The sequence below is a fragment of the Asanoa ishikariensis genome, assembly GCF_900107455.1.
GTDB lineage: Bacteria > Actinomycetota > Actinomycetes > Mycobacteriales > Micromonosporaceae > Asanoa > Asanoa ishikariensis.
Genome location: NZ_FNQB01000003.1, coordinates 682,934 through 700,480 on the forward strand (window position 1 = coordinate 682,934; position 17,547 = coordinate 700,480).

At 69.8% G+C, this 17,547-nt stretch carries 21 protein-coding genes; 7 read left to right on the plus strand and 14 right to left on the minus strand.

Annotated elements, in window-relative coordinates; all coding sequences use genetic code 11:
- Positions 1 to 27: 27 nt before the first annotated feature.
- From BLV39_RS27180 to BLV39_RS27205, 6 genes are read right to left on the minus strand one after another with little or no spacing between them, the layout of a single operon-like run.
- Positions 28 to 1,488, minus strand: a complete 1,461-nt coding sequence (locus BLV39_RS27180) for an NAD-dependent succinate-semialdehyde dehydrogenase (RefSeq protein ID WP_090798977.1) — start codon at positions 1,486 to 1,488, stop codon at positions 28 to 30.
- Between the two features lie 5 nt (positions 1,489 to 1,493).
- A complete protein-coding gene (locus BLV39_RS27185) occupies positions 1,494 to 2,570 on the minus strand; it encodes an ABC transporter ATP-binding protein (RefSeq protein WP_090798979.1) in 1,077 nt (358 codons plus the stop codon).
- The gene (locus tag BLV39_RS27190; RefSeq protein ID WP_090798981.1) at positions 2,570 to 3,637 is read right to left on the minus strand and encodes an ABC transporter ATP-binding protein; all 1,068 of its coding nucleotides are present in this window, start codon (positions 3,635 to 3,637) and stop codon (positions 2,570 to 2,572) included. Before BLV39_RS27190 ends, BLV39_RS27185 begins: the two co-directional genes overlap by 1 nt.
- Positions 3,637 to 4,548 carry a carbohydrate ABC transporter permease gene (locus BLV39_RS27195; protein WP_090798983.1) on the minus strand — a complete coding sequence of 304 codons (912 nt, stop codon included), beginning with the start codon at positions 4,546 to 4,548 and terminating at the stop codon, positions 3,637 to 3,639. Before BLV39_RS27195 ends, BLV39_RS27190 begins: the two co-directional genes overlap by 1 nt.
- On the minus strand, positions 4,548 to 5,456 hold the full coding sequence (locus BLV39_RS27200) for a carbohydrate ABC transporter permease (RefSeq protein WP_239083452.1): 909 nt from the start codon (positions 5,454 to 5,456) through the stop codon (positions 4,548 to 4,550). Before BLV39_RS27200 ends, BLV39_RS27195 begins: the two co-directional genes overlap by 1 nt.
- Positions 5,457 to 5,494: 38 nt before the next feature.
- On the minus strand, positions 5,495 to 6,883 hold the full coding sequence (locus BLV39_RS27205) for an extracellular solute-binding protein (protein WP_239083451.1): 1,389 nt from the start codon (positions 6,881 to 6,883) through the stop codon (positions 5,495 to 5,497).
- A 312-nt stretch (positions 6,884 to 7,195) separates the two neighbouring features.
- Between BLV39_RS27205 and BLV39_RS27210 the strand changes: the two genes are divergently transcribed.
- The 3 genes from BLV39_RS27210 (at position 7,196) to BLV39_RS27220 (ending at position 9,409) form a co-directional block, all read left to right on the plus strand.
- The gene (locus tag BLV39_RS27210) at positions 7,196 to 7,939 is read left to right on the plus strand and encodes a GntR family transcriptional regulator (protein WP_090798990.1); all 744 of its coding nucleotides are present in this window, start codon (positions 7,196 to 7,198) and stop codon (positions 7,937 to 7,939) included.
- A gap of 88 nt (positions 7,940 to 8,027) precedes the next feature.
- Positions 8,028 to 8,585 carry a DJ-1/PfpI family protein gene (locus BLV39_RS27215; RefSeq protein ID WP_090798992.1) on the plus strand — a complete coding sequence of 186 codons (558 nt, stop codon included), beginning with the start codon at positions 8,028 to 8,030 and terminating at the stop codon, positions 8,583 to 8,585.
- A gap of 11 nt (positions 8,586 to 8,596) precedes the next feature.
- Positions 8,597 to 9,409, plus strand: coding sequence for an alpha/beta fold hydrolase (locus BLV39_RS27220; RefSeq protein WP_090798994.1), 813 nt, complete (start codon positions 8,597 to 8,599; stop codon positions 9,407 to 9,409).
- Positions 9,410 to 9,436: 27 nt separating this feature from the next.
- Here BLV39_RS27220 and BLV39_RS27225 read toward each other — a convergent pair whose 3' ends face one another.
- The 3 genes from BLV39_RS27225 to BLV39_RS27235 are packed head-to-tail and all read right to left on the minus strand — an operon-like array spanning position 9,437 to position 10,562.
- Positions 9,437 to 9,631, minus strand: coding sequence for a hypothetical protein (locus tag BLV39_RS27225; protein ID WP_090798996.1), 195 nt, complete (start codon positions 9,629 to 9,631; stop codon positions 9,437 to 9,439).
- Between the two features lie 30 nt (positions 9,632 to 9,661).
- A complete protein-coding gene (locus BLV39_RS27230; protein ID WP_090798998.1) occupies positions 9,662 to 9,961 on the minus strand; it encodes an EthD domain-containing protein in 300 nt (99 codons plus the stop codon).
- Positions 9,962 to 10,010: 49 nt separating this feature from the next.
- A complete protein-coding gene (locus tag BLV39_RS27235; protein WP_090799001.1) occupies positions 10,011 to 10,562 on the minus strand; it encodes a hypothetical protein in 552 nt (183 codons plus the stop codon).
- 108 nt (positions 10,563 to 10,670) lie between these two features.
- Between BLV39_RS27235 and BLV39_RS27240 the strand changes: the two genes are divergently transcribed.
- Together BLV39_RS27240 and BLV39_RS27245 are read left to right on the plus strand one after the other, a co-directional pair.
- A complete protein-coding gene (locus BLV39_RS27240) occupies positions 10,671 to 11,270 on the plus strand; it encodes a TetR/AcrR family transcriptional regulator (RefSeq protein ID WP_090799003.1) in 600 nt (199 codons plus the stop codon).
- Positions 11,271 to 11,371: 101 nt separating this feature from the next.
- Complete coding sequence (locus tag BLV39_RS27245) at positions 11,372 to 11,806, plus strand: GFA family protein (protein WP_090799006.1); 435 nt, start codon at positions 11,372 to 11,374, stop codon at positions 11,804 to 11,806.
- A gap of 5 nt (positions 11,807 to 11,811) precedes the next feature.
- On the opposite strand, the gene BLV39_RS27250 is transcribed toward BLV39_RS27245, so the two are convergent.
- The gene (locus tag BLV39_RS27250) at positions 11,812 to 13,761 is read right to left on the minus strand and encodes an elongation factor G (RefSeq protein ID WP_090799009.1); all 1,950 of its coding nucleotides are present in this window, start codon (positions 13,759 to 13,761) and stop codon (positions 11,812 to 11,814) included.
- 215 nt (positions 13,762 to 13,976) lie between these two features.
- On the opposite strand from BLV39_RS27250, the gene BLV39_RS27255 reads away from it, so the two are divergent.
- Positions 13,977 to 14,480 carry a sigma-70 family RNA polymerase sigma factor gene (locus BLV39_RS27255; RefSeq protein WP_090799011.1) on the plus strand — a complete coding sequence of 168 codons (504 nt, stop codon included), beginning with the start codon at positions 13,977 to 13,979 and terminating at the stop codon, positions 14,478 to 14,480.
- Positions 14,473 to 15,333, plus strand: a complete 861-nt coding sequence (locus BLV39_RS27260; protein WP_090799014.1) for a hypothetical protein — start codon at positions 14,473 to 14,475, stop codon at positions 15,331 to 15,333. Before BLV39_RS27255 ends, BLV39_RS27260 begins: the two co-directional genes overlap by 8 nt.
- 6 nt (positions 15,334 to 15,339) lie before the next feature.
- On the opposite strand, the gene BLV39_RS27265 is transcribed toward BLV39_RS27260, so the two are convergent.
- The 4 genes from BLV39_RS27265 to BLV39_RS27280 form a co-directional block, all read right to left on the minus strand.
- Positions 15,340 to 15,672, minus strand: coding sequence for a thioredoxin family protein (locus BLV39_RS27265; RefSeq protein WP_090799016.1), 333 nt, complete (start codon positions 15,670 to 15,672; stop codon positions 15,340 to 15,342).
- Positions 15,651 to 16,034, minus strand: a complete 384-nt coding sequence (locus BLV39_RS27270) for a MerR family transcriptional regulator (protein WP_090799018.1) — start codon at positions 16,032 to 16,034, stop codon at positions 15,651 to 15,653. The genes BLV39_RS27265 and BLV39_RS27270 overlap by 22 nt, the downstream gene beginning before the upstream one ends.
- Before the next feature lie 44 nt (positions 16,035 to 16,078).
- Positions 16,079 to 16,525, minus strand: a complete 447-nt coding sequence (locus tag BLV39_RS27275; protein ID WP_090799020.1) for a nuclear transport factor 2 family protein — start codon at positions 16,523 to 16,525, stop codon at positions 16,079 to 16,081.
- An 80-nt stretch (positions 16,526 to 16,605) separates the two neighbouring features.
- Positions 16,606 to 17,508, minus strand: a complete 903-nt coding sequence (locus BLV39_RS27280) for a LysR family transcriptional regulator (RefSeq protein WP_090799022.1) — start codon at positions 17,506 to 17,508, stop codon at positions 16,606 to 16,608.
- Positions 17,509 to 17,547: the final 39 nt, after the last annotated feature.

A 17,547-nucleotide genomic window follows, 5' to 3' on the forward strand; every position in this document is an offset into this window, starting at 1 on the left:
GTCGGTGCCCCTCTGGAACGTCGGCGGTCACGGTAGGTCGATCGCCGCGTAGGTGAGGTCGAGGTACTCGAGGATGCCCTCGTGCGACCCCTCCTTGCCGATCCCGGACTGCTTCACGCCCCCGAACGGAGCCGACGGGTCCGATATCAGGCCACGGTTGACGCCGACCATCCCCGTATCCAGCCCCTCGGCGAACCGGAGCGCCCGCCGGAGGTCGCGGGTGAAGACGTATCCGACCAGGCCGTGCTCGGTGTCGTTGGCCTTCGCCAGCACCTCGTCGTCGGACGTGAACGAGATGATCGGCGCCACCGGGCCGAAGATCTCCGCCTTGAGCATCCGGGCGCCTTCGGGCACGTCGACGAGGACCGTGGGCGGGTAGAAGTGGCCCGGCCCATCCGGACGCTCGCCGCCCACCAGGACCCGGGCGCCGCGATCGACCGCGTCGGCGACGAGCTCTTCGATCTTGGTGACCGAGGCCTCGTCGATCAACGCACCGACGTCCACGCCGGCGTCGAGACCATGGCCCACCGAGAGCGCGCCCATCCGCTCGGCGAAGCGCGCCGTGAACTCCGCGCGCACCGGCTCCTCGACGTAGATCCGGTTGGCCGCGATGCAGGACTCCCCGATGTTGCGCATCTTGGCCACCATCGCACCGTCGAGCGCGACGTCCAGGTCAGCGTCGGCACACACGATCAAGGCCGCGTTGCCGCCCAGTTCCATGGAGGTGCGCAGCACGTTGTCCGCGGCCTGCCGCAGCAGCACGCGTCCGACCTCGGTCGACCCGGTGAACGAGAGCTTGCGGGTACGGCTGTCGGCCAGCAGTGCTGAGACCACCTCGCCGGGACGCTTGGTGGTCACCACGTTGACGACGCCCGGGGGTACGCCGACCTCCTCCATGACGCTGGCCAGGAAGAGCATGGTGAGCGGCGTCTGGGCTGCTGGCTTGGTGATCGTCGTGCAGCCCGCTGCCAGCGCGGGAGCGATCTTGCGGGCACCCATGGCCAACGGAAAGTTCCAGGGCGTCACGAAGACGCACGGTCCGACCGGCTTCGGCACGGTGAGGATGCGATATCCACCCGCGGGAGCGACGCTGTAGCGCCCCTCGACGCGCACCGCCTCCTCGGCGAACCAACGGAAGAACTCGGCGCCGTAGGCCACCTCGGCCCGAGCCTCGGCGAGCGGCTTGCCCATCTCGAGCGTGATCAGCCGGGCGAGGTCCTCGGATCGCTCGGTCAGTGCCCGGTACGTCGCGGTCAGCAACTCCGACCGTTTCCGCGGCGGGGTCGCCGCCCACTCCGCCATTGCCTCGCTCGCCGCGTCCAGAGCGGCGAGCCCGTCGGCGACGTCGGCGTCCGCCACCTCGGCGATGGTCTTGCCGGTGGCCGGGTCCTCGACGGCGAAGGTGGCTCCGCTCGCGGCGTCGCGCCACGCGTCGCCGATCCGGAGGCGCCGGTGCTCTTGGGCCAGGACGTTCATCGGGTCACTCATCGCGGTTACCGCCCGGCCCCGGACAGCGACACCCCGGTGCCCGCATCGAACAGGTGCGCACGGTCCAGGTCGACCGTCACCAGCAGCGGCTCGCCCGGCGTACCGGTGACGGTGGGTCGTGCCTTGACCTTGAGGATCTTCGTGCCCACCCGGACGTCGACCACCGTTCGGTCACCGAGCGGCTCGAGCCCGTAGAGCTCCCCCGACAATGACGCGTCCCCACGCCGCTCGACGGACAGGTCCTCCGCGCGCAGGCCCAGCAGCAGCGGACGACCGTCCTGCGCCGTGGTCCAGCCGGGCCGCGGCAGCGTCCAACCTTCCGCACCGACCAGGCGATCTCCCTCGGCGTGGCAGGCGAGCAGGCTGATCGGCGGGCTCCCGACGAATCCGGCGACCCACTGGTTGGCCGGACGCTCGTACACCTCGGTCGGCGTGCCGACCTGTTGCACCTTGCCGTCCTTGAGGACCGCGACCTGGTCGGCCATGGACAGGGCCTCGACCTGGTCGTTGGTCACGTAGACGAAGGTCGCTCCGAGGCTGCGGTGGATGCGGGTGAGCTCGGTGCGCATCTCGACGCGGAGCTTGAGGTCGAGGTTCGTCAGCGGCTCGTCCATGAGAAACGCGCGCGGGCTGCGGACCAGCGCCCGGGCCAGCGCGACACGCTGCATCTCCCCGCCCGACAACTGCGCGGGACGACGCTGCAGCAGCCGTTCGATGTGCAGCAGGCTCGCCATCCGCTCGACGGCGGCGGCGATCTCGCTCGAAGAGCGGCGGCGTGCCCGCAGCGGCGAAGCGATGTTCTCGTACACCGTGTGTCGCGGGTAGAGGGCGTAGCTCTGGAAGACCATGGCCAGGTCGCGTGCGGCCGGGGTGTCAGCGGTCGCGTCCCGCCCGTCCAACCGCACCGAGCCGGCGTCGAGCTTCTCGAGGCCGGCGATCGCTCGCAGGGTCGTCGTCTTGCCCGCCCCGGAGGGCCCGAGCACGACGAAGAACGAGCCGTCCGGCACGTCCAGCGTCACCCCGTCCAGGGCCTGGACTTTGCCGAAGGACTTGCACAGCCCCTGCACCGCCACGGTTCCCATCAGGCCACCAGCTCTTCCGTTTTCACGTCGTAGACCGCCGGGGTCCCACCGGTGTGCCGCAGCCCGACCGGTGCGTCAGCGGCGAAACGGCCGGTCGGTGGCATCCGAACCCGCACGTCGCGCTCGCCGCCGTGGTCGACCACGTAGATGATCTCGTCGCCCAGCCACTCCACCGATGCCACGCGGGCCGGGACCGAACGTTCCGCTCCTGGCTCTGTCACTTCCAGCGCCTCCGGCCGGACGCCCGCGACCAGGTCACGGTCGCGCGGCAGGCCTGGCGGTGGCGTGAGGACCAGCCCACCCTTGCCGCGCAGCTTCCCGTCGGCCACCTCCACCTCGATCAGGTTCATCGGCGGTGAGCCGATGAACGCGGCGCAGAAGAGCGTCGCCGGACGGTCGTAGACCTCCAGCGGCGTGCCGATCTGCTCGACGCGGCCCTTGTTGAGGATGGCGATCCGGTGACCGAGCGACATCGCCTCGACCTGGTCGTGGGTGACGTAGACCATCGTCGTCCCGAGCTCCCCCTGCAGGTGCTTGATCTCCGTGCGCATGTCCGCCCTCAGCTCCGCGTCCAGATTGGTGAGCGGCTCGTCCATGAGGAATGCGCGCGGGCGTCGCACCAGGGCGCGCGCGAGCGCGACGCGCTGCTGCTCCCCGCCGGACAGCCGGCGTGGGCGCCGGTCCAGGAGCGGACCGAGCCGCATCAGCCGGGCGGCCTCCTCGACCCGCTCGCGTACCTCCGCCTTGGGCAGTCCCTCGGCCCGCAGCGGGAACGCCAGGTTGTCGCGGGTTCGCAGGTGCGGGTAGAGAGCGTAGAACTGGAACACCATGGCGATGTCGCGCTCGGCGGGCGGCAGGTCGTTGACCAGCGTGTCGCCGATGCGGATGTCGCCCGTCGTCTGCCTCGCCAGGCCGGCGATGGCCCGCAGCGTGGTCGTCTTGCCGCAACCCGAAGGGCCGAGCATCACGAACAGCTCGCCGTCGCCGATGGACAGGTCCACGTGGTCGACCGCGACCGTCCCGTCCGGGTAGCGCTTGTGCAGCGCGGTCACCTCGATGCCCGCCATCAGCGTCGCACCGCCCCGAGCGTCACGCCGGCGACGAGGTGCTTGCGCACCAGATAGGCGAAGACGAGCACCGGTAGGGCGAACACCACGGAGGAGGCGGCCACGAGGCCCCAGTCCACAGTGGTGCCACCGATGAGGCCGGCGATGGCGGGCGGTGCCGTCCGCACGTCGTCGCTGGAGGTGAGGAAGATGGCGAACACGAACTCGTTCCACGAGAAGATGAGCGCGAAGACCGCCGTCGCGGCGATGCCGGGCACGAGCAGGGGAAGGGTGAAACGCCGGAACGCTTGCAGGCGGGTGTAGCCGTCGAGCATGGCGGCATCCTCGTACTCCGCGGGCACCTCGTCGACGAACCCCTTCATCATCCAGATCGTGAATGGGAGATTGAACGCGGCGTAGATGAGGATCAGGCCGAGCTCGGTGTCGATGAGTCCGACCTGGCGGTACATGAGGAAGATCGGGATCACGACCACCACGGGCGGCATGAAGCGCGTGGACAAGATGAAGAACAGCTGATCCTTCTTGGCCTTCACGGCGAAGCGTGAGTAGGCCCACGCCGCCGGGACCCCCAGCACGGTGGCCAGGACCGTGGAGACCCCAGCGACCACGACGGAGTTGAGGAACGAGACCGACAAGGCCGAGCGACCGCCGCCTGCGCCGACGAACACGTCCTTGAAATGGTCCATGGTGAACTGGAAGTTGAAGAACTTGGCCGGGATGGCGTAGACGTCCCGGTTCTCCTTGATGGACGTCTCGATCATCCACAGCACAGGGAAGAGCATCACGATGGCCAGTACGGTCAGGAGCGCGACCTCCAGCGCGGAGCGGCCCCGGCCGCCACGGCGCCGCGCGGGCGGCGGGTGATCCCGAACCGGATCTGTGGACACCGCCTCGTTGACGGAGACGCCCATCAGTCCTCCTTGAGCTTGTTCAGGTAGCGCAGGTAGAGCTGCGTGAGGACGATGACGACGAGGACCATGAGGATTCCGTACGCCGAGGCGGTTCCGGTGTTGAAGCCCAGGAACGCGACCTTGTAGACGTGGAAGGACAACGTCTCCGTGGAGACTCCCGGACCCCCGTTGGTCAGGATGTAGACGAGGTCGAACAGCCGGAAGGCCTCGATGGCCCTGAACAGCACGGCGATGAGGAGCAGCGGCCACACCAGCGGAAGAGTGATGGTGCGGAACCGGAACCACTCTGACGCCCGGTCGATCGAGGCGGCCTCGTACAGGTACTTGGGAACCGCGGTAAGGCCCGCGAGCGCGATGAGCATGATGAACGGCGTCCATTGCCAGGTGTCGACCACGATCAGGGAGACCAACGCCGTCCGCTGCCGGGTGAGCCACTCCACCGGCCCTATGCCGAGCGAGCCGAGCATGCTGTTGACCACGCCGAACTGCGCGTCGAGCATGAATCGCCAGAACAGCCCGACCACGACCGGCGACAGCATCATCGGAACGAGGAACACGGTGGTCAGCAGTCCTCGCCCGCGCGTACGCCGGGAGATCAGGTAGGCGATGGAGAACCCGAGCACGGTCTGCAGGCCGACCGCCCCGACCACGTAGAGCAACGTCGTCAAGGCCCTCTGGTGGACCTGCGCCGAAGCCAGGATGGCGGTGTAGTTCCCGAACCCGACCCAGCGGGCGGGCCCGCCGCGGGTGGCCGAGTAGTCGGTGAAAGACAGGTACAACGCCCACAGCAACGGGAACACCGACATGGCGAGCAACAGCAGCAGCGCGGGGGAGATGAAGGCCACGGCGAGCCCGCGGTCGCTCAACCGGGGGGACCGCCCCTGGGCAGGCGGCGTCGCGGACGCCACCTGCCCAGGGTGGTCGGTAGTCAGAGGGACAGGGTCACTCACAATCCGTCGCCGCCCTTGCGGCTGCTGGAGTCGAGCACGCCCTGCTGCTCCTTGGCGATGTCGTCGAGCGCTTCCTTCGGGCTCTTCGCGCCGTTGAGAGCCGCGTTCACGTTGGTGTTCTCGATGTCGACGAGGCGCGCGTACTCGGGCACGTTCCACATGTCCCGCATCCGCGAGACCGAGTCGGCGTACACCTTGTTGAACGGCCCGGCGTTGAGGAATTCCGGCGACTCGATGGCGTCCGTACGCGACGGCACGCCACCGGCCGCGGCCCACTTCTTCTGGATGTCAGCCTGCTCGAACCACTTCATGAAGTTCAGGGCCTCGGCCTGGTTCGCCGCGGCGGAGTAGGCCGACACGTGCATCCCCATGCCGCCGAGCGGCACCAGGTTCGTCTTCTGGCTCGGCAGGGTGGCGAAGCCCAGCTTGCCGAGGATCTGCTCCCGCGTGGTGCCGAGCGTCGACTGCTTCGGGTCCAGCAGGCCGCCGCTGGCGGCGATCCAGTTGAACGCGATGCAGGCCTTGCCCTGGGCGACGGCCGCGTTCACCTCGTCGATGAACCAGTTGCCGGAGCCCGTGGCGGTCAGCGGCTTCATCTTGTTGACCAGGACGTCCATCGCCTCCTGGCCCGCGGCGTCGTTGAGGACGCCGTCGATCTTGCGGGTCTTGGAGTCCCAGAGGTTGCCGCCGTAGACGCCGTTGACCGTGTTGTAGGTGACGGCCGCGGCGTCCGAGCCGTTGGCCTGGTGGAAGGCCAGCCCGCTCACGCCAGGGTTGTCCTTCTGGCACTTGTCGGCGACCGAGATCATCTCGTCCCAGGTCTGCGGTGGCTTGTCGCCGATCAGGTCCTTGCGGTAGATCATCGTCCAGGTGTCGCCGAGCAGCGGCAGCCCGTACAGGCTGGCGTTCTCGTCGCGCTTTCCGGTCTCCGCCTGCGGGAACTGGCCGTACGCCGCCAGCAGGTACGGGTTGTAGGCGTTGACGTCGATGTTGCCCTTGACGAAGTCGGTGATGTCGAGGATGTTGCCGTTCGTCACGGCCTCGCCGATGTGCTGCGAGTCCAGGATCGCGATGTCGAAGTCGGTCTTGCGCGCGGCGAACTGGGTGAACATCGCGTCGTGCCAGTTCGCGTTCGGCACGGTGTTGACCTTGACGGTCACGTTCGGCCGTTCCTTCTTGTACTCCGCGTTCGCGAAGTCTTCCAGCGCCTGGGCGGGCGGCCATTCGAACCAGATGAAGCTGAGGGTCAGCGGGTCCTTGGTGAGCTCCGGGATGGTCGCCGGCGCCTTGGGGGCGCTCGCTTTCCCGCCGTCGTCCTTGCCGTCGTCGCCGCAAGCCGCCAGGGTCGTGGCCGCCAGCAGCATGGCGGCCGTCGCCAACCGCACCTTTCGACCGGGAAGGAACGGTCGTCCTTTTCGCTTTGGATGCCGCATCTTCTTGCCTGCTTTCTGGGTGGGGACTTCAGGGCCTCGCTATGCGCTTCGCCGAGCAGTTGCTGGGTTGTGCAGGCGTGTCGCCGGGCTGTCGCCGGGGGCCGGAGATCGAAATGAACAGATGGCTGACCGGTTCCGCGGTGGTGCCGGACGGCGAGCATCCGTCGGATTTCCTATACGATCGCCTGGGGGCGTCAGAATGCCGCAGGGTTGTGACTGATGTCAACGGGTTCGCGAAGACGCAGGAAAGGACCGCACGTCACGATGGACGACGAAGCGATGACCGCGCAGGGCCGCAGGGCCGTGGCGGGCGGAATACCGCCGGGAAGATCTGGCGGCCGGCTTGCCGACGAGGTGTACGACACGCTGCTCGGACAGCTCATGTCGCTACGGATCGAGCCTGGCTCCCGCGTCACGATCGACGTCCTGGCGCGCGAGCTAGGGGTCTCGCAGACGCCGATCCGAGACGCGCTGAACCGCATGGAGGCCGAGGGCCTGGTCGTGCGTGTGCCCCATGCCGGCTACCGCATTCCACCCCAGATCACTCGGCACCGATTCGAGGACATGCTCGAGGTCCGCCTGCTCCTCGAGCCGGCCGCGGCGCGCAGATCCGCCGAACGCGCATCCCTTGCGCAGGTGGACGGCCTGCGCCGAATGCTGGAGGAGATGGCGGAGCTGGAGGGCGGCAACGGGCCCATGGCCTACGGCGCCTTCGGGCTGCGCGACGCCGCTTTTCACGATCTCGTCGCCCTGAGCGCGGAGAACCAGGTCATCCGCGAAGCGCTCGCTCGCCTGCACAGCCACGTGCACCTCTTCCGGCTCCACCGCGACGCCCAGGTCACCCACCTGGCCATGGCCGAGCACGAGGAAGTCGTGGCCGCGATCGCCGCGCGTGACCCCGACGCCGCCGCCTACGCGATGCGTCGGCACATCCTGCGGTCCGGCGACCGATTTCGACGGGTGTTCGACGAGGTCAAGGACGCGGACGGGATGGCGGCAGAGGCTTGACGGCCGGGCTGGGCCGAGGAATGCTACCTCAATCGGATCGGATTGGATTGGATCCACCTCACCCGCGCCCAGATGCGAGGAGAAGCAGGTGCCCAGAGCACTGCTCCTGACCGGCGATGCCGCCGAGGAGCTCGACACCATGTATCCCTACTACCGCGTGCAGGAGGGCGGCTGGGACGTTGACGTCTCGTCACGGACGATGCGTGACGTGCAACTGGTCATCCACGAGTTCGACCCCAACTCCGACGCCTATGTGGAGAAGAACGGCCGGAAGCTGCCGGTCGACGTGCCCTGGGCTGACGTCGACGTCGAGCGCTATGACGCCCTCATCATCCCCGGGGGCCGTGCCCCCGAGTGGATCCGTGTCGACGCCGACGTCAGGCGCATCACGGAGCACTTCTTCGCGCGTAACCTCCCCATCGCGCTGGTGTGCCACGGCGCGCAGGTGCCAGCGGTGTACGGGCTGCTCAAGGGTCGAAAGACGGCGTGCTTCCCGCCCATCACCGGTGACATGGAGAACGCGGGCGCGACCGTCATCGACGCTCCCGACGTCGTGGACGGCAACCTCGTCTCTTGCCGGGGCTGGCCCGACATGCCGCAGTTCGGCAGGGCGATGATGGAGCTCTTCTCGAAGTCCGTCAACTGAGCTTTGCCCTGGTGACACCACTTCGGACGATCACGGTGGATGGTTCACCCGTCCAGGTCCTGGAGAGCGGCACCGGGCCCGCGGTGCTGATGCTGCACGGCTCCGGACCCGGCACGACCGGGTCCGGCGCCTGGGCGACGACGGCGCAGGCGCTGGGCACGTCCTGGCACGTGGTGGCTCCTGACCAGGCGGGGTTCGGCCGCACACCGGTCCCGGCGGGCTCCAGGGGTGGGCTCCGGCTCTGGACGGAGCAGGCCGCGAGCCTGATGGACGCGCTCGGCATCGACGACTACGCCGTGGTGGGTCACTCCATGGGCGGTGCCGTGGCGCTGGCGTTGGCGGCCGCGCGCCCCCAGCAGGTCACCCGTGTCGTGGCGGTCTCGACGATGGGCGCCCCCGGGGCGCCCCTGTCCGCCGACCTCGACGCGCTCTGGGCCGCCCCCGCCGGCCCGCTCGGGGCACGAGACATGCTGAGCCGCCTCGTCCTCGACCAAGCGCTCGTGACCGATTCGGCCGTCGATGCCCGCGCGGCCGCGATGCGAGCGGGTGCGGCCGCGTACGCGTCGTTGTTCCCTCCACCTAGGACACGGTGGGTCGACGAGCTCACCCTCTCGGCGCACACGCTGGCAGCGATCCGCGCGCCCGTGCTGCTCGTTCACGGGGCCGAGGACCGGGTCACCCCGCTCGGGACGGCAGCCCTGCCCCTGCTCGAACACCTGGCCGATGTCCGTCTGCACGTGCTCGGCCGATGCGGGCACGTGCCGGCGATCGAGCACCCGCGCGAGTTCAGGCAACTGCTGTCGGGCTTCCTCCGCCCGGACTGAGGTCACCAATCGCTGCGGCAGGTCCGCTCACCAGAGGTCGAGTGGTCCGGGGATCTCGTCGGCAATGCGGTCCGGGAGGTACCGCGTCGCGACGTGAAGGTCGGCGTCCAGGACCGTCACCGACGATTCGGCGGGGTGAGCGACCATCCACCCGACTCCGGCGACGTGGCTGATCCGTCCCACGGGCGGGAGTGCGACCTCGGCGATCAGGACAGGACGCACCGCGACAGCCTAGCGCCGCCGCCTTTACGACTACTCGATGTCCGAGAACAGCCCCGTGAAAGTCACCTGTGTTCCCGCGAGCCCACCGAACAGGGCTGCGGCGGCCGGGGTGGCGACCGCGGCCGAAGCGTCCTCGTAGCTGTCGAAGTACAGGTCGAGTGTGCGGTACGCGGGAGTGGGCGAGCCGTCCTCCTTCGGCCACACCTTGGCCGATTCGACCCACTGGAGCTTCGGCAGCGTTTTCGCGGCCTGCCGCACCTCCGCGTACGCCTTCTCGAACGCGTCCGGGTCCGCTGGATTGTCGACGATCAACGTGATCTTGGTGGGCATGACGCCCTCCTTCGCTAGTCGGGATGGCTGAGCTCGCCACCAGTCCATCTCAGTTGGTCTTCGCCTTGCGGCGCAGCCGGATCGCGGCGATGAGGAAGAAAATGGCGCCGGGGATGGCATAGCCGATCGCGTTGGTCAGCGCCGGGTCGTCGGCGGAGGCAGCCGCGACGAACGACCCGCCGGCGAGCACAGAGAGGCCGCCGCTGATGATCATCGGCCAGTGACCGCTCATTCCGCGGCGGGTAAGACCCACGATGAGCTGAACCAACCCCGCCACCACCGCCCAGGCGCCCCACACGCGCAGGACCGCCGGGATGCCGGAAGCGCCGGCCACGGCCAGACCGACCGCGGCAAGCAGGCTGACCACGATGTTGACGTAGAGCAGGGTGGACGAGGTGCGCGAGGAGCGTAGGTCGACGACCGCGGCGGCCGCGTCGACCAGCGGGTAGAGCACGAGGAGCGTGGCGGCGAGCACGTTGAGCTCGTCGGCGACCGCGAACGTCACGACGGCCCAGACGATGGCGAACGCGAAGCGGGCGAAGTACAGGCGCCGGAGCGCGGCCGCCGTCGTCGAGAAGGCGGGTGCGGTCACGGTGGTCATGGTCAGCCTTTCGATGGTGCGCAGCAGAACGAACGTTCTGTCTCCCCCACGATGACAACCGCGGCGCGAACTGTCAAGACAGAACGTTCTATCCGCTACGATGGGCACATGGCTCGCAGTGAACCCGGGACCCAGCCGTCCGAGGCACGCCTCCGGCTCCTGACCACGGCGACCGGAGTCTTCTACGCCGAGGGCATCCACTCGGTCGGCGTCGACCGGATCATCGCCGAGGCGAAGGTGACCCGGGCCACCTTCTATCGGCACTTCCCCGGCAAGGAAGACCTGGTCCTCGCCTACCTGCAGAGCGCCGACCAGGGCATCCGCGGCCAGGTGGAGGCGGCGATCGCCGCCGCGGGCGCATCGGCGGGTGACGCCGTCCGGGCCGTCGCGGCGGCGATCGCCGAGGGCATCCAGTCGCCCGGCTTCCGCGGCTGCGCCTTCCTGAACGCGGTGGCGGAATATCCCGATCTCGCCCATCCCGTGCATCAGGCGGTTCTCGCCCATCGGGGGTGGTTCCTCGACACGATCAACACCCTGATGGAGCGCATCGAGGTGACTGGGGCCGAAGGGGCCGCGCAGCACTTTGTGATGCTCCGCGACGGCGCCATGGCGGCCGGGTGCCTGTTCGACCCGGCCGCGATCTGCGAGACCTTCCTACGCGGTGTCGACGGGCTCGTCGAGGTGCACGGGTCGCGCCAGCCAGCCTGAGCGCACCAGGAATCAAGTGGTCGTCAAGACGCTCGACATATGTTCGAGGAAAGGCCCACGATTCGAGGCGGGTCCGGAGATGACTGTGTCGGGAGGATCAGATGTCCAAGAAGTACACCGGTAGCTGCGCCTGTGGCGCAGTGACATACGGGTTCGACAGTGAGCCGAGCTTCATCGCCAACTGCCACTGCACAGACTGCAAGCGATCCTCGGGTGGAGAGATGGCGACCTTCGCGGCGGTGCCCGATGCGGACTTCACCGTGTCCGGCGCGGACACCACCAAGACCTACTCCTACGGCCCGGACGCCGAAACGTGCGCGGGCAAGGGACTTGATCGCGTCTTCTGCACCAACTGCGGCTCCCGTGCGTACACCAACAACCTCAAGGACTTCCCGGGCATCGTCTTCGTGCAGGAAGGCACTCTGGACCGCCTCGACGAGTGGTTCCCGCCCCAGGCCGAGATCTTCACGTGGAGCCGCGAGAAGTGGCTGCCGGCGCTCGACATCGCGCAGTACGACCACCGCGCGCCGGCCTGATCTTCTTAAACCCGCCGTTGTACGTGCAGCAGGTACTCGCGGCGGTCCAGCGGGTTGTGGTCCGTGCGCGGGCGTTCCGGCCACGGGCACGGGGCCGCGCCGTAGTGGTCGAAGGCGCTCTCCAGCACCCCCTCGCCACGGGTCAGTGACGGCAGCCGGGTCTCCAGGGCGTGCACCCGGGCGGCCGGGATGTCGCCCTCGACGATCGCGACCGCGCCGGCCGTGGCGGTGTCGGTCGGCAGGGCACGGTGTTTGGCCAGTACGGGCAGCACCGCGCCCAGCAGGTCGGCCGGCAGTTCCAGGCGGAAGTGGTGCACCGGCTCGTGCACGGCCGTCCGGGCCTGGCGCAGTGCGGCCATCAGCACCAGCGGCGTCAGGTTGCGGAAGTCGCCGGCCGTGCTGGACATGCTCTTGTCGAACGTGCCGTGGGCGTGGCTCTGCCGGGCGTAGTAGCCCGAGTGCGTCATCGTCACCACGCAGTCCACCACCCGCCAGCCGTGCGGCCCCGCGCCGAGCACCTCGTGCACGGTCTCCTCGACCGCGGCGAAGAACGCGGGCGGCATCGAACCGAGCTCGACGCCGAGCCGGAACACGACGCCGGAGTCGACCGAGCCGGGCTCGACCCGCAGGCCGACGGTGGCGAGGAACGGCGCCTCGTGCTTGAGCTCGTGCGCCTCGCCGCTGCCGACCACCCGCTCCACGCAGATGGTGGTCGACTCGCGGAAGGTGACCGCCAGGTCGTACTCGTCGGCCAGGGTCGCCTGGATCACCTCCTTCTGGACCTCTCCGTACAGCGACACCGACGTCTCGTCGCGCACGTCGTCGCGGCGCAGATTGATCAACGGGTCCTGCTCGGCCAGCTCGGTCAGGGCCGCGTGCAGCGCCCCGGCCTGGCCCGGGCGATCCGGCACCACCACGGTCTCCAGGGACGGCGGGGCGAAATGCCGTCTCGCACCTGGCCGCGCCCGACCGACGGTGTCGCCGATCCGCACCTCGGACAGGCCACGCACGACCGCGATCCGCCCGGCCGGCACCGCGGCGCGTGACGTCAGCGCACCGTCCGCGAAGACGCCGATCCCGGTGATCTTCGCGTCCGCGTCCCGCAGCGACACCCGGTCGCGCACCGCGAGCGTGCCGTCGAACATCCGCACGTACGCCAGCCTCTCGCCGGCCGGGCCGCGCTCGACCTTGAACACGGTGCCGGACGGCGGAGCCTCCGGGTCACCGCCCGCGGCCGGGAGCAGGTCGCGGATCCCCGTCATCAGCTCGGGTACGCCGGTGCCGGTGATCGCCGACCCCGCGTACACGGGATGCACCCAGGATCTGGCGGTCTGCGCGGCGAGCTCCGCGCGGAGGCGGGCCGCGGCGACGACGCCGTCTTCGACGAATGCGGCGAGCACCGCGTCCGAGCGCACCGCGAGCAGGTCGGCCAGGCCCGGCTCGCCCGGTGCGAAGGAGGCCGTGCGGGTCCCCGCGTCCCGGACGGATCCCATCGGCTGTGGGCGCAGGTCCAGGCGCCGCTCGAGGTCGGCGAGCAGCGCGGCCGGCCGGGCACCGCCGCGGTCGACCTTGTTGAGGAAGACCAGCAGCGGGATGCCCAGCCGGCGCAGCGCCCGGGTCAACACCCGGGTCTGCGGTTGGACGCCCTCGACGGCGGAGACCACCAGGACGGCGCCGTCGAGCACGGCGAGGACCCGCTCCACCTCGGCGATGAAGTCCGGGTGGCCGGGTGTGTCGATCAGGTTGACGGTGACGTCGTCGATCGGGAACGACACCACGGCCGACTTGATCGTGATGCCGCGCTGCCGTTCGAGGGCGAGCGTGTCGGTGCGGGTGCTGCCGTCGTCGACGGAGCCGAGCTCGTCGATCACACCGGCGGCGTGCAGAAGCCGCTCGGTCAGGCTGGTCTTACCTGCGTCGACATGGGCGAGGATTCCGAGGTTGAGCGTGCGCAAGCGAGCTGTCCTTCACGTGGGCGGAATGGGCCGACGGAACGAACACGCGAGCTGCACGCATCTCAGGAATCCCCTTTCGTTAGACAGCCACCTCAACACATCCGCGGAGGCGCCGGCAACGGATTTATGGCGCGTCGTGGACCCGACAGGCGGTCCTGCAACCGGGCAGGCCTCCCCAAAGTAAAAGAGGTGTATCCACGGGGAGGAGAGACTCGGTGCGGGACGCACAAAGTTTTGACGAGTTCTACCGCGCGACAGCGGTACGAACGCTGCGCTACGCCGTCGGCGTCGTCGGAGACGCGACGGAGGCGCAGGACGCGGTCCAGGAGGCGTACGCCCGGGCGTGGCGGCGCTGGGACACGGTCGCGGCCCATCCGGCGCCGGAGGCCTGGGTGCGGTTGGTGGTCAGTCGCCTGGCCACCGACCGTTGGCGACGGATCAGCGGCATCGCGGCGTTGCTGCGCCGCACCGGCCCACCACCACCGGCACCACCACCGGACGAGAACACTGTTCTGCTGGTCGAGGCCCTGCGCGCGCTGCCGGCGAACCACCGCCGCGCGCTGGCTCTGCATTACCTGTGCGACCGGTCGGTCGACGAGATCGCGGCCGAGATCGGCGCGAAACCCAACACGGTGAAGTCCTGGCTGGCCCGCGGCCGCGAGCGCCTCGCGCTGCAGCTCGCCGGGACCGGCTTCGATCTGGAGGCGCAGGATGCGTGACTTCGAGAGCCAGTACGCGAAACTCGCCTCCACTGTGGATGGCACTCGACTGCCCGGCGCGGAGGCCCTCCGCCGGGACGCGGACCGGTACGCCCACCGCCGGATGGCCGTCGTGGCCGGAGCCGTCGTCGCCGTGCTCGGCGCGACCGGCGTAGCGGTCCTCGGCGCGCCGGCGCCGCGTCCGCAGCCCGTCGCGCCACCGAGCCCGACGGTCCAGCGGAGCCCGACACCGACCCCGCCCACCGCCTCGCCGACCGCGCCGCCGATCGCGCCGCCGACCTCGACACCACCCAGCCGGCCGCCTAACTCGGCGCGCCCGGTGGTCACGACCATTCCGGACCGGGCCTTCCTCGTCATCCCCCGCGACATGCGCCTCGCGGGCGCACGGCCCGATCTCGTGGGCGCCGGCCTGGAGGTGCCCAGGCTGTGCGACAACCCGCTGCGCGACCATCCGACGGCGACCGCCCGGCGGGCCCAGACCACCGACTACGAGGGTGGTGGGTGGGTCACCCAGATGATCTCCGCACACCGCCACGGCGGGGCGGCCCAGGTCATCCGCGAGGTGCGCGCCGACCTCGCGAGCTGCGACTCCGTCACGGACGGCGCTCTCACGATCAAAATCCGGACCGAGAGCTCCCCGGGGTACGGGGACGAGTCGGTGCAGGTGCTGGAGCAGGTGACGAGGTCGGGCGACGGCGGCCGCCCCCGGTGGGAGATCCGAGCCATGGTCATCCGGGTCGGTGACGTCGTGACCGTGCTGATGACCGGCAACTCCGAGAACGAGCACACGGCCGTGGCCGACCTGCGCCGCTTCGCCCCGCTCGCGGTCGAGACGATCGAGGACTGGCGGTGACCGGCCTCAGAGGTGCCGGGTAAGCAGGTCGCGCAACGCCGACTTGGGACGGGCGCCGACGGTGGCGCTGACCAGTTCGCCGGCGCGGAAGACGAGCAGGGTCGGTAGCGAGCGCACCTCGTACGCCCGGCAGGTCTCGGAGTTCGCGTCGGCGTCCAGGGTGGCCACCGTCATGCGCCCGTCCAACTCGACGGCGAGCTCGGCCAGGCTCCGGGAGATCGCGTGGCAGGGCGGGCACCACTCGGCCCAGATGTCGACCACGATCGGCTTCGGGGACGCCAGGACGACGTCGGCGAAGGTCTCGTCGGTCACGGTGACTAGCAGGTCCTGCTGGAGCATGTGTTCTCCCGGCTCTCGATGGCGACGGTCAACTGGGCGTGGAGCCGGTCGCGCACCTCGCGCATCCGGTCGATCCCGGCGTCCACCTCGGCGATCTTGCGGCGGAGCACCGCGACCGAGTCCGGGCAGACGTCGCCCGACGGATGCCCGGCCCGCAGGCAGTCGACGAACGGACGGATGTCGTCGAGTGCGAACCCGATCCCGAGCAGAGTCCGGATCTCCCGCACCACCCGCAGCTCCGCGTCGTCGTAGACGCGGTAACCGTTGGCCGAGCGCCCGGCCCGCAACAGCCCGTGCGTCTCGTAGTAGCGCAGCGCCCGGGTGCTCGTGCCGGCCTGCTCGGCCAACTCCCCGATCAGCATGGACCCGACGCTAGACCTTGCCGCCGACGTCAAGGCAAGAGCAGTCAGGCCGTGGTCGGGCGGCGGTCGACCCAGTCGACGAGGAGCTGGCGTTCGGCGAAGAGCCAGCGGCCGTCCTGGCGCACGAAGCGGTCGTGGTAGCGGATCGACATGACCATCAGGACGCGCCCGCCGTCCTCGGTCCACAGGTGGTGCGCGAGGCAGTAGGTCTCGCCGGTCGCGCCGTCTCCCTCGACCGTCACCGTGCTCTGGCCGTTGAAGTGGGTGGTCTGCTCGTAGTTCCGCAGGGCACCGAACTCGGACTCGAGCGTCGTGCGGCCCTCGATGACCTGGGCCGGCTCGCCCGCGTCGGTGCCGCCCATGAAGACGGTGACGCGGGCGTCCTGCGTGAACAGCGCCGCCTGCCCGGCCGGGTCGCGCCGGTCGGCCAGGCGCGCGTAGGCGTCGACCAGGTCGCGGAGCGCCGCCCGGTCGGATTCGTGGTTCGTCATGCGATCGATCTTGCGGCGGACGAGGCCGGACCGGCCAACACCCGTTGCCTGACACGCCGCCAGGCAGAGCCTGTGGGTGGTCAGCCGGCCTCGGTGAGGTCCGTGCTGGCGGCCAGGTCGGTGACCACCTCACGGAGCCGGCGCAGGGCGGGTGCCGTGTTGTCGGGCCGCCACACCATGTCGGTCGGCATGAGCTCGCCGGTCAGCGGGACGAACACGACGCCCGTGCGGCGCAGGTGGTGTGCCGACCAGCCCAGCCGGGTGACGCCGACGCCGGCCGCGACCAGGCCCAGCAACCCCTGCACGCTGGCGTCGCGGGCGACGACCTCCGGAGTGAAACCCGCGGCCCGGAAGCTCTCGTCGAACGCCCGGTGCCAGGGCTCCCAGGAGCTGCGAGGCGTCATCACCCAGCGCTCCCCCGCCAGGTCGGCCAGAGCGAGCGAGGCGCGGTCGGCGAGCGGGTGGCCGGCGGGCAGGACCGCGCAGACCTGCTCGGTGGCGATCGTGTGGGTGGCCAGGCCCGGCACCTGCGGCGGCCGGGTGAAGGCCAGGTCGTAGCTCCCGTCGAGCATCCCGTCCACCAGCGGCCCGATGGTGGTCTCGGTGGTAAGAACCGAGACCTCCGGGAGGTGCGAGCGGGCGGCCCGGACGATCGGCGGCAGCAGGTGGTTGGCGGTGGTGGCCAGGAACGCCAGTCGTAGCTCACCGACCTCGCCGCGCCGCGCCCGCTGGACGACGGCGACGGCCTCGTCGGCGCGGGCCAGGGCCGCACGTGCCTCCGGGAGGAACAACGTCCCTGTTTCGGTCAGTCTGGTGCCCCGGCTGTCGCGTTCGAACAGTTTGACCCCGAGGTTCCGTTCCAGCGCGGTGATCTGCTGTGACAGCGACTGTTGCGCGATCATCAGCCGGGTCGCGGCCCGGGTGAACGAGGACTCCTCGGCGACGGCCACGAAGTACCTGAACTGCCGAAGATCAGGGGTCACAGCCCGAACCTACCGCTACGCCAGGTAACCGGTGTTGGC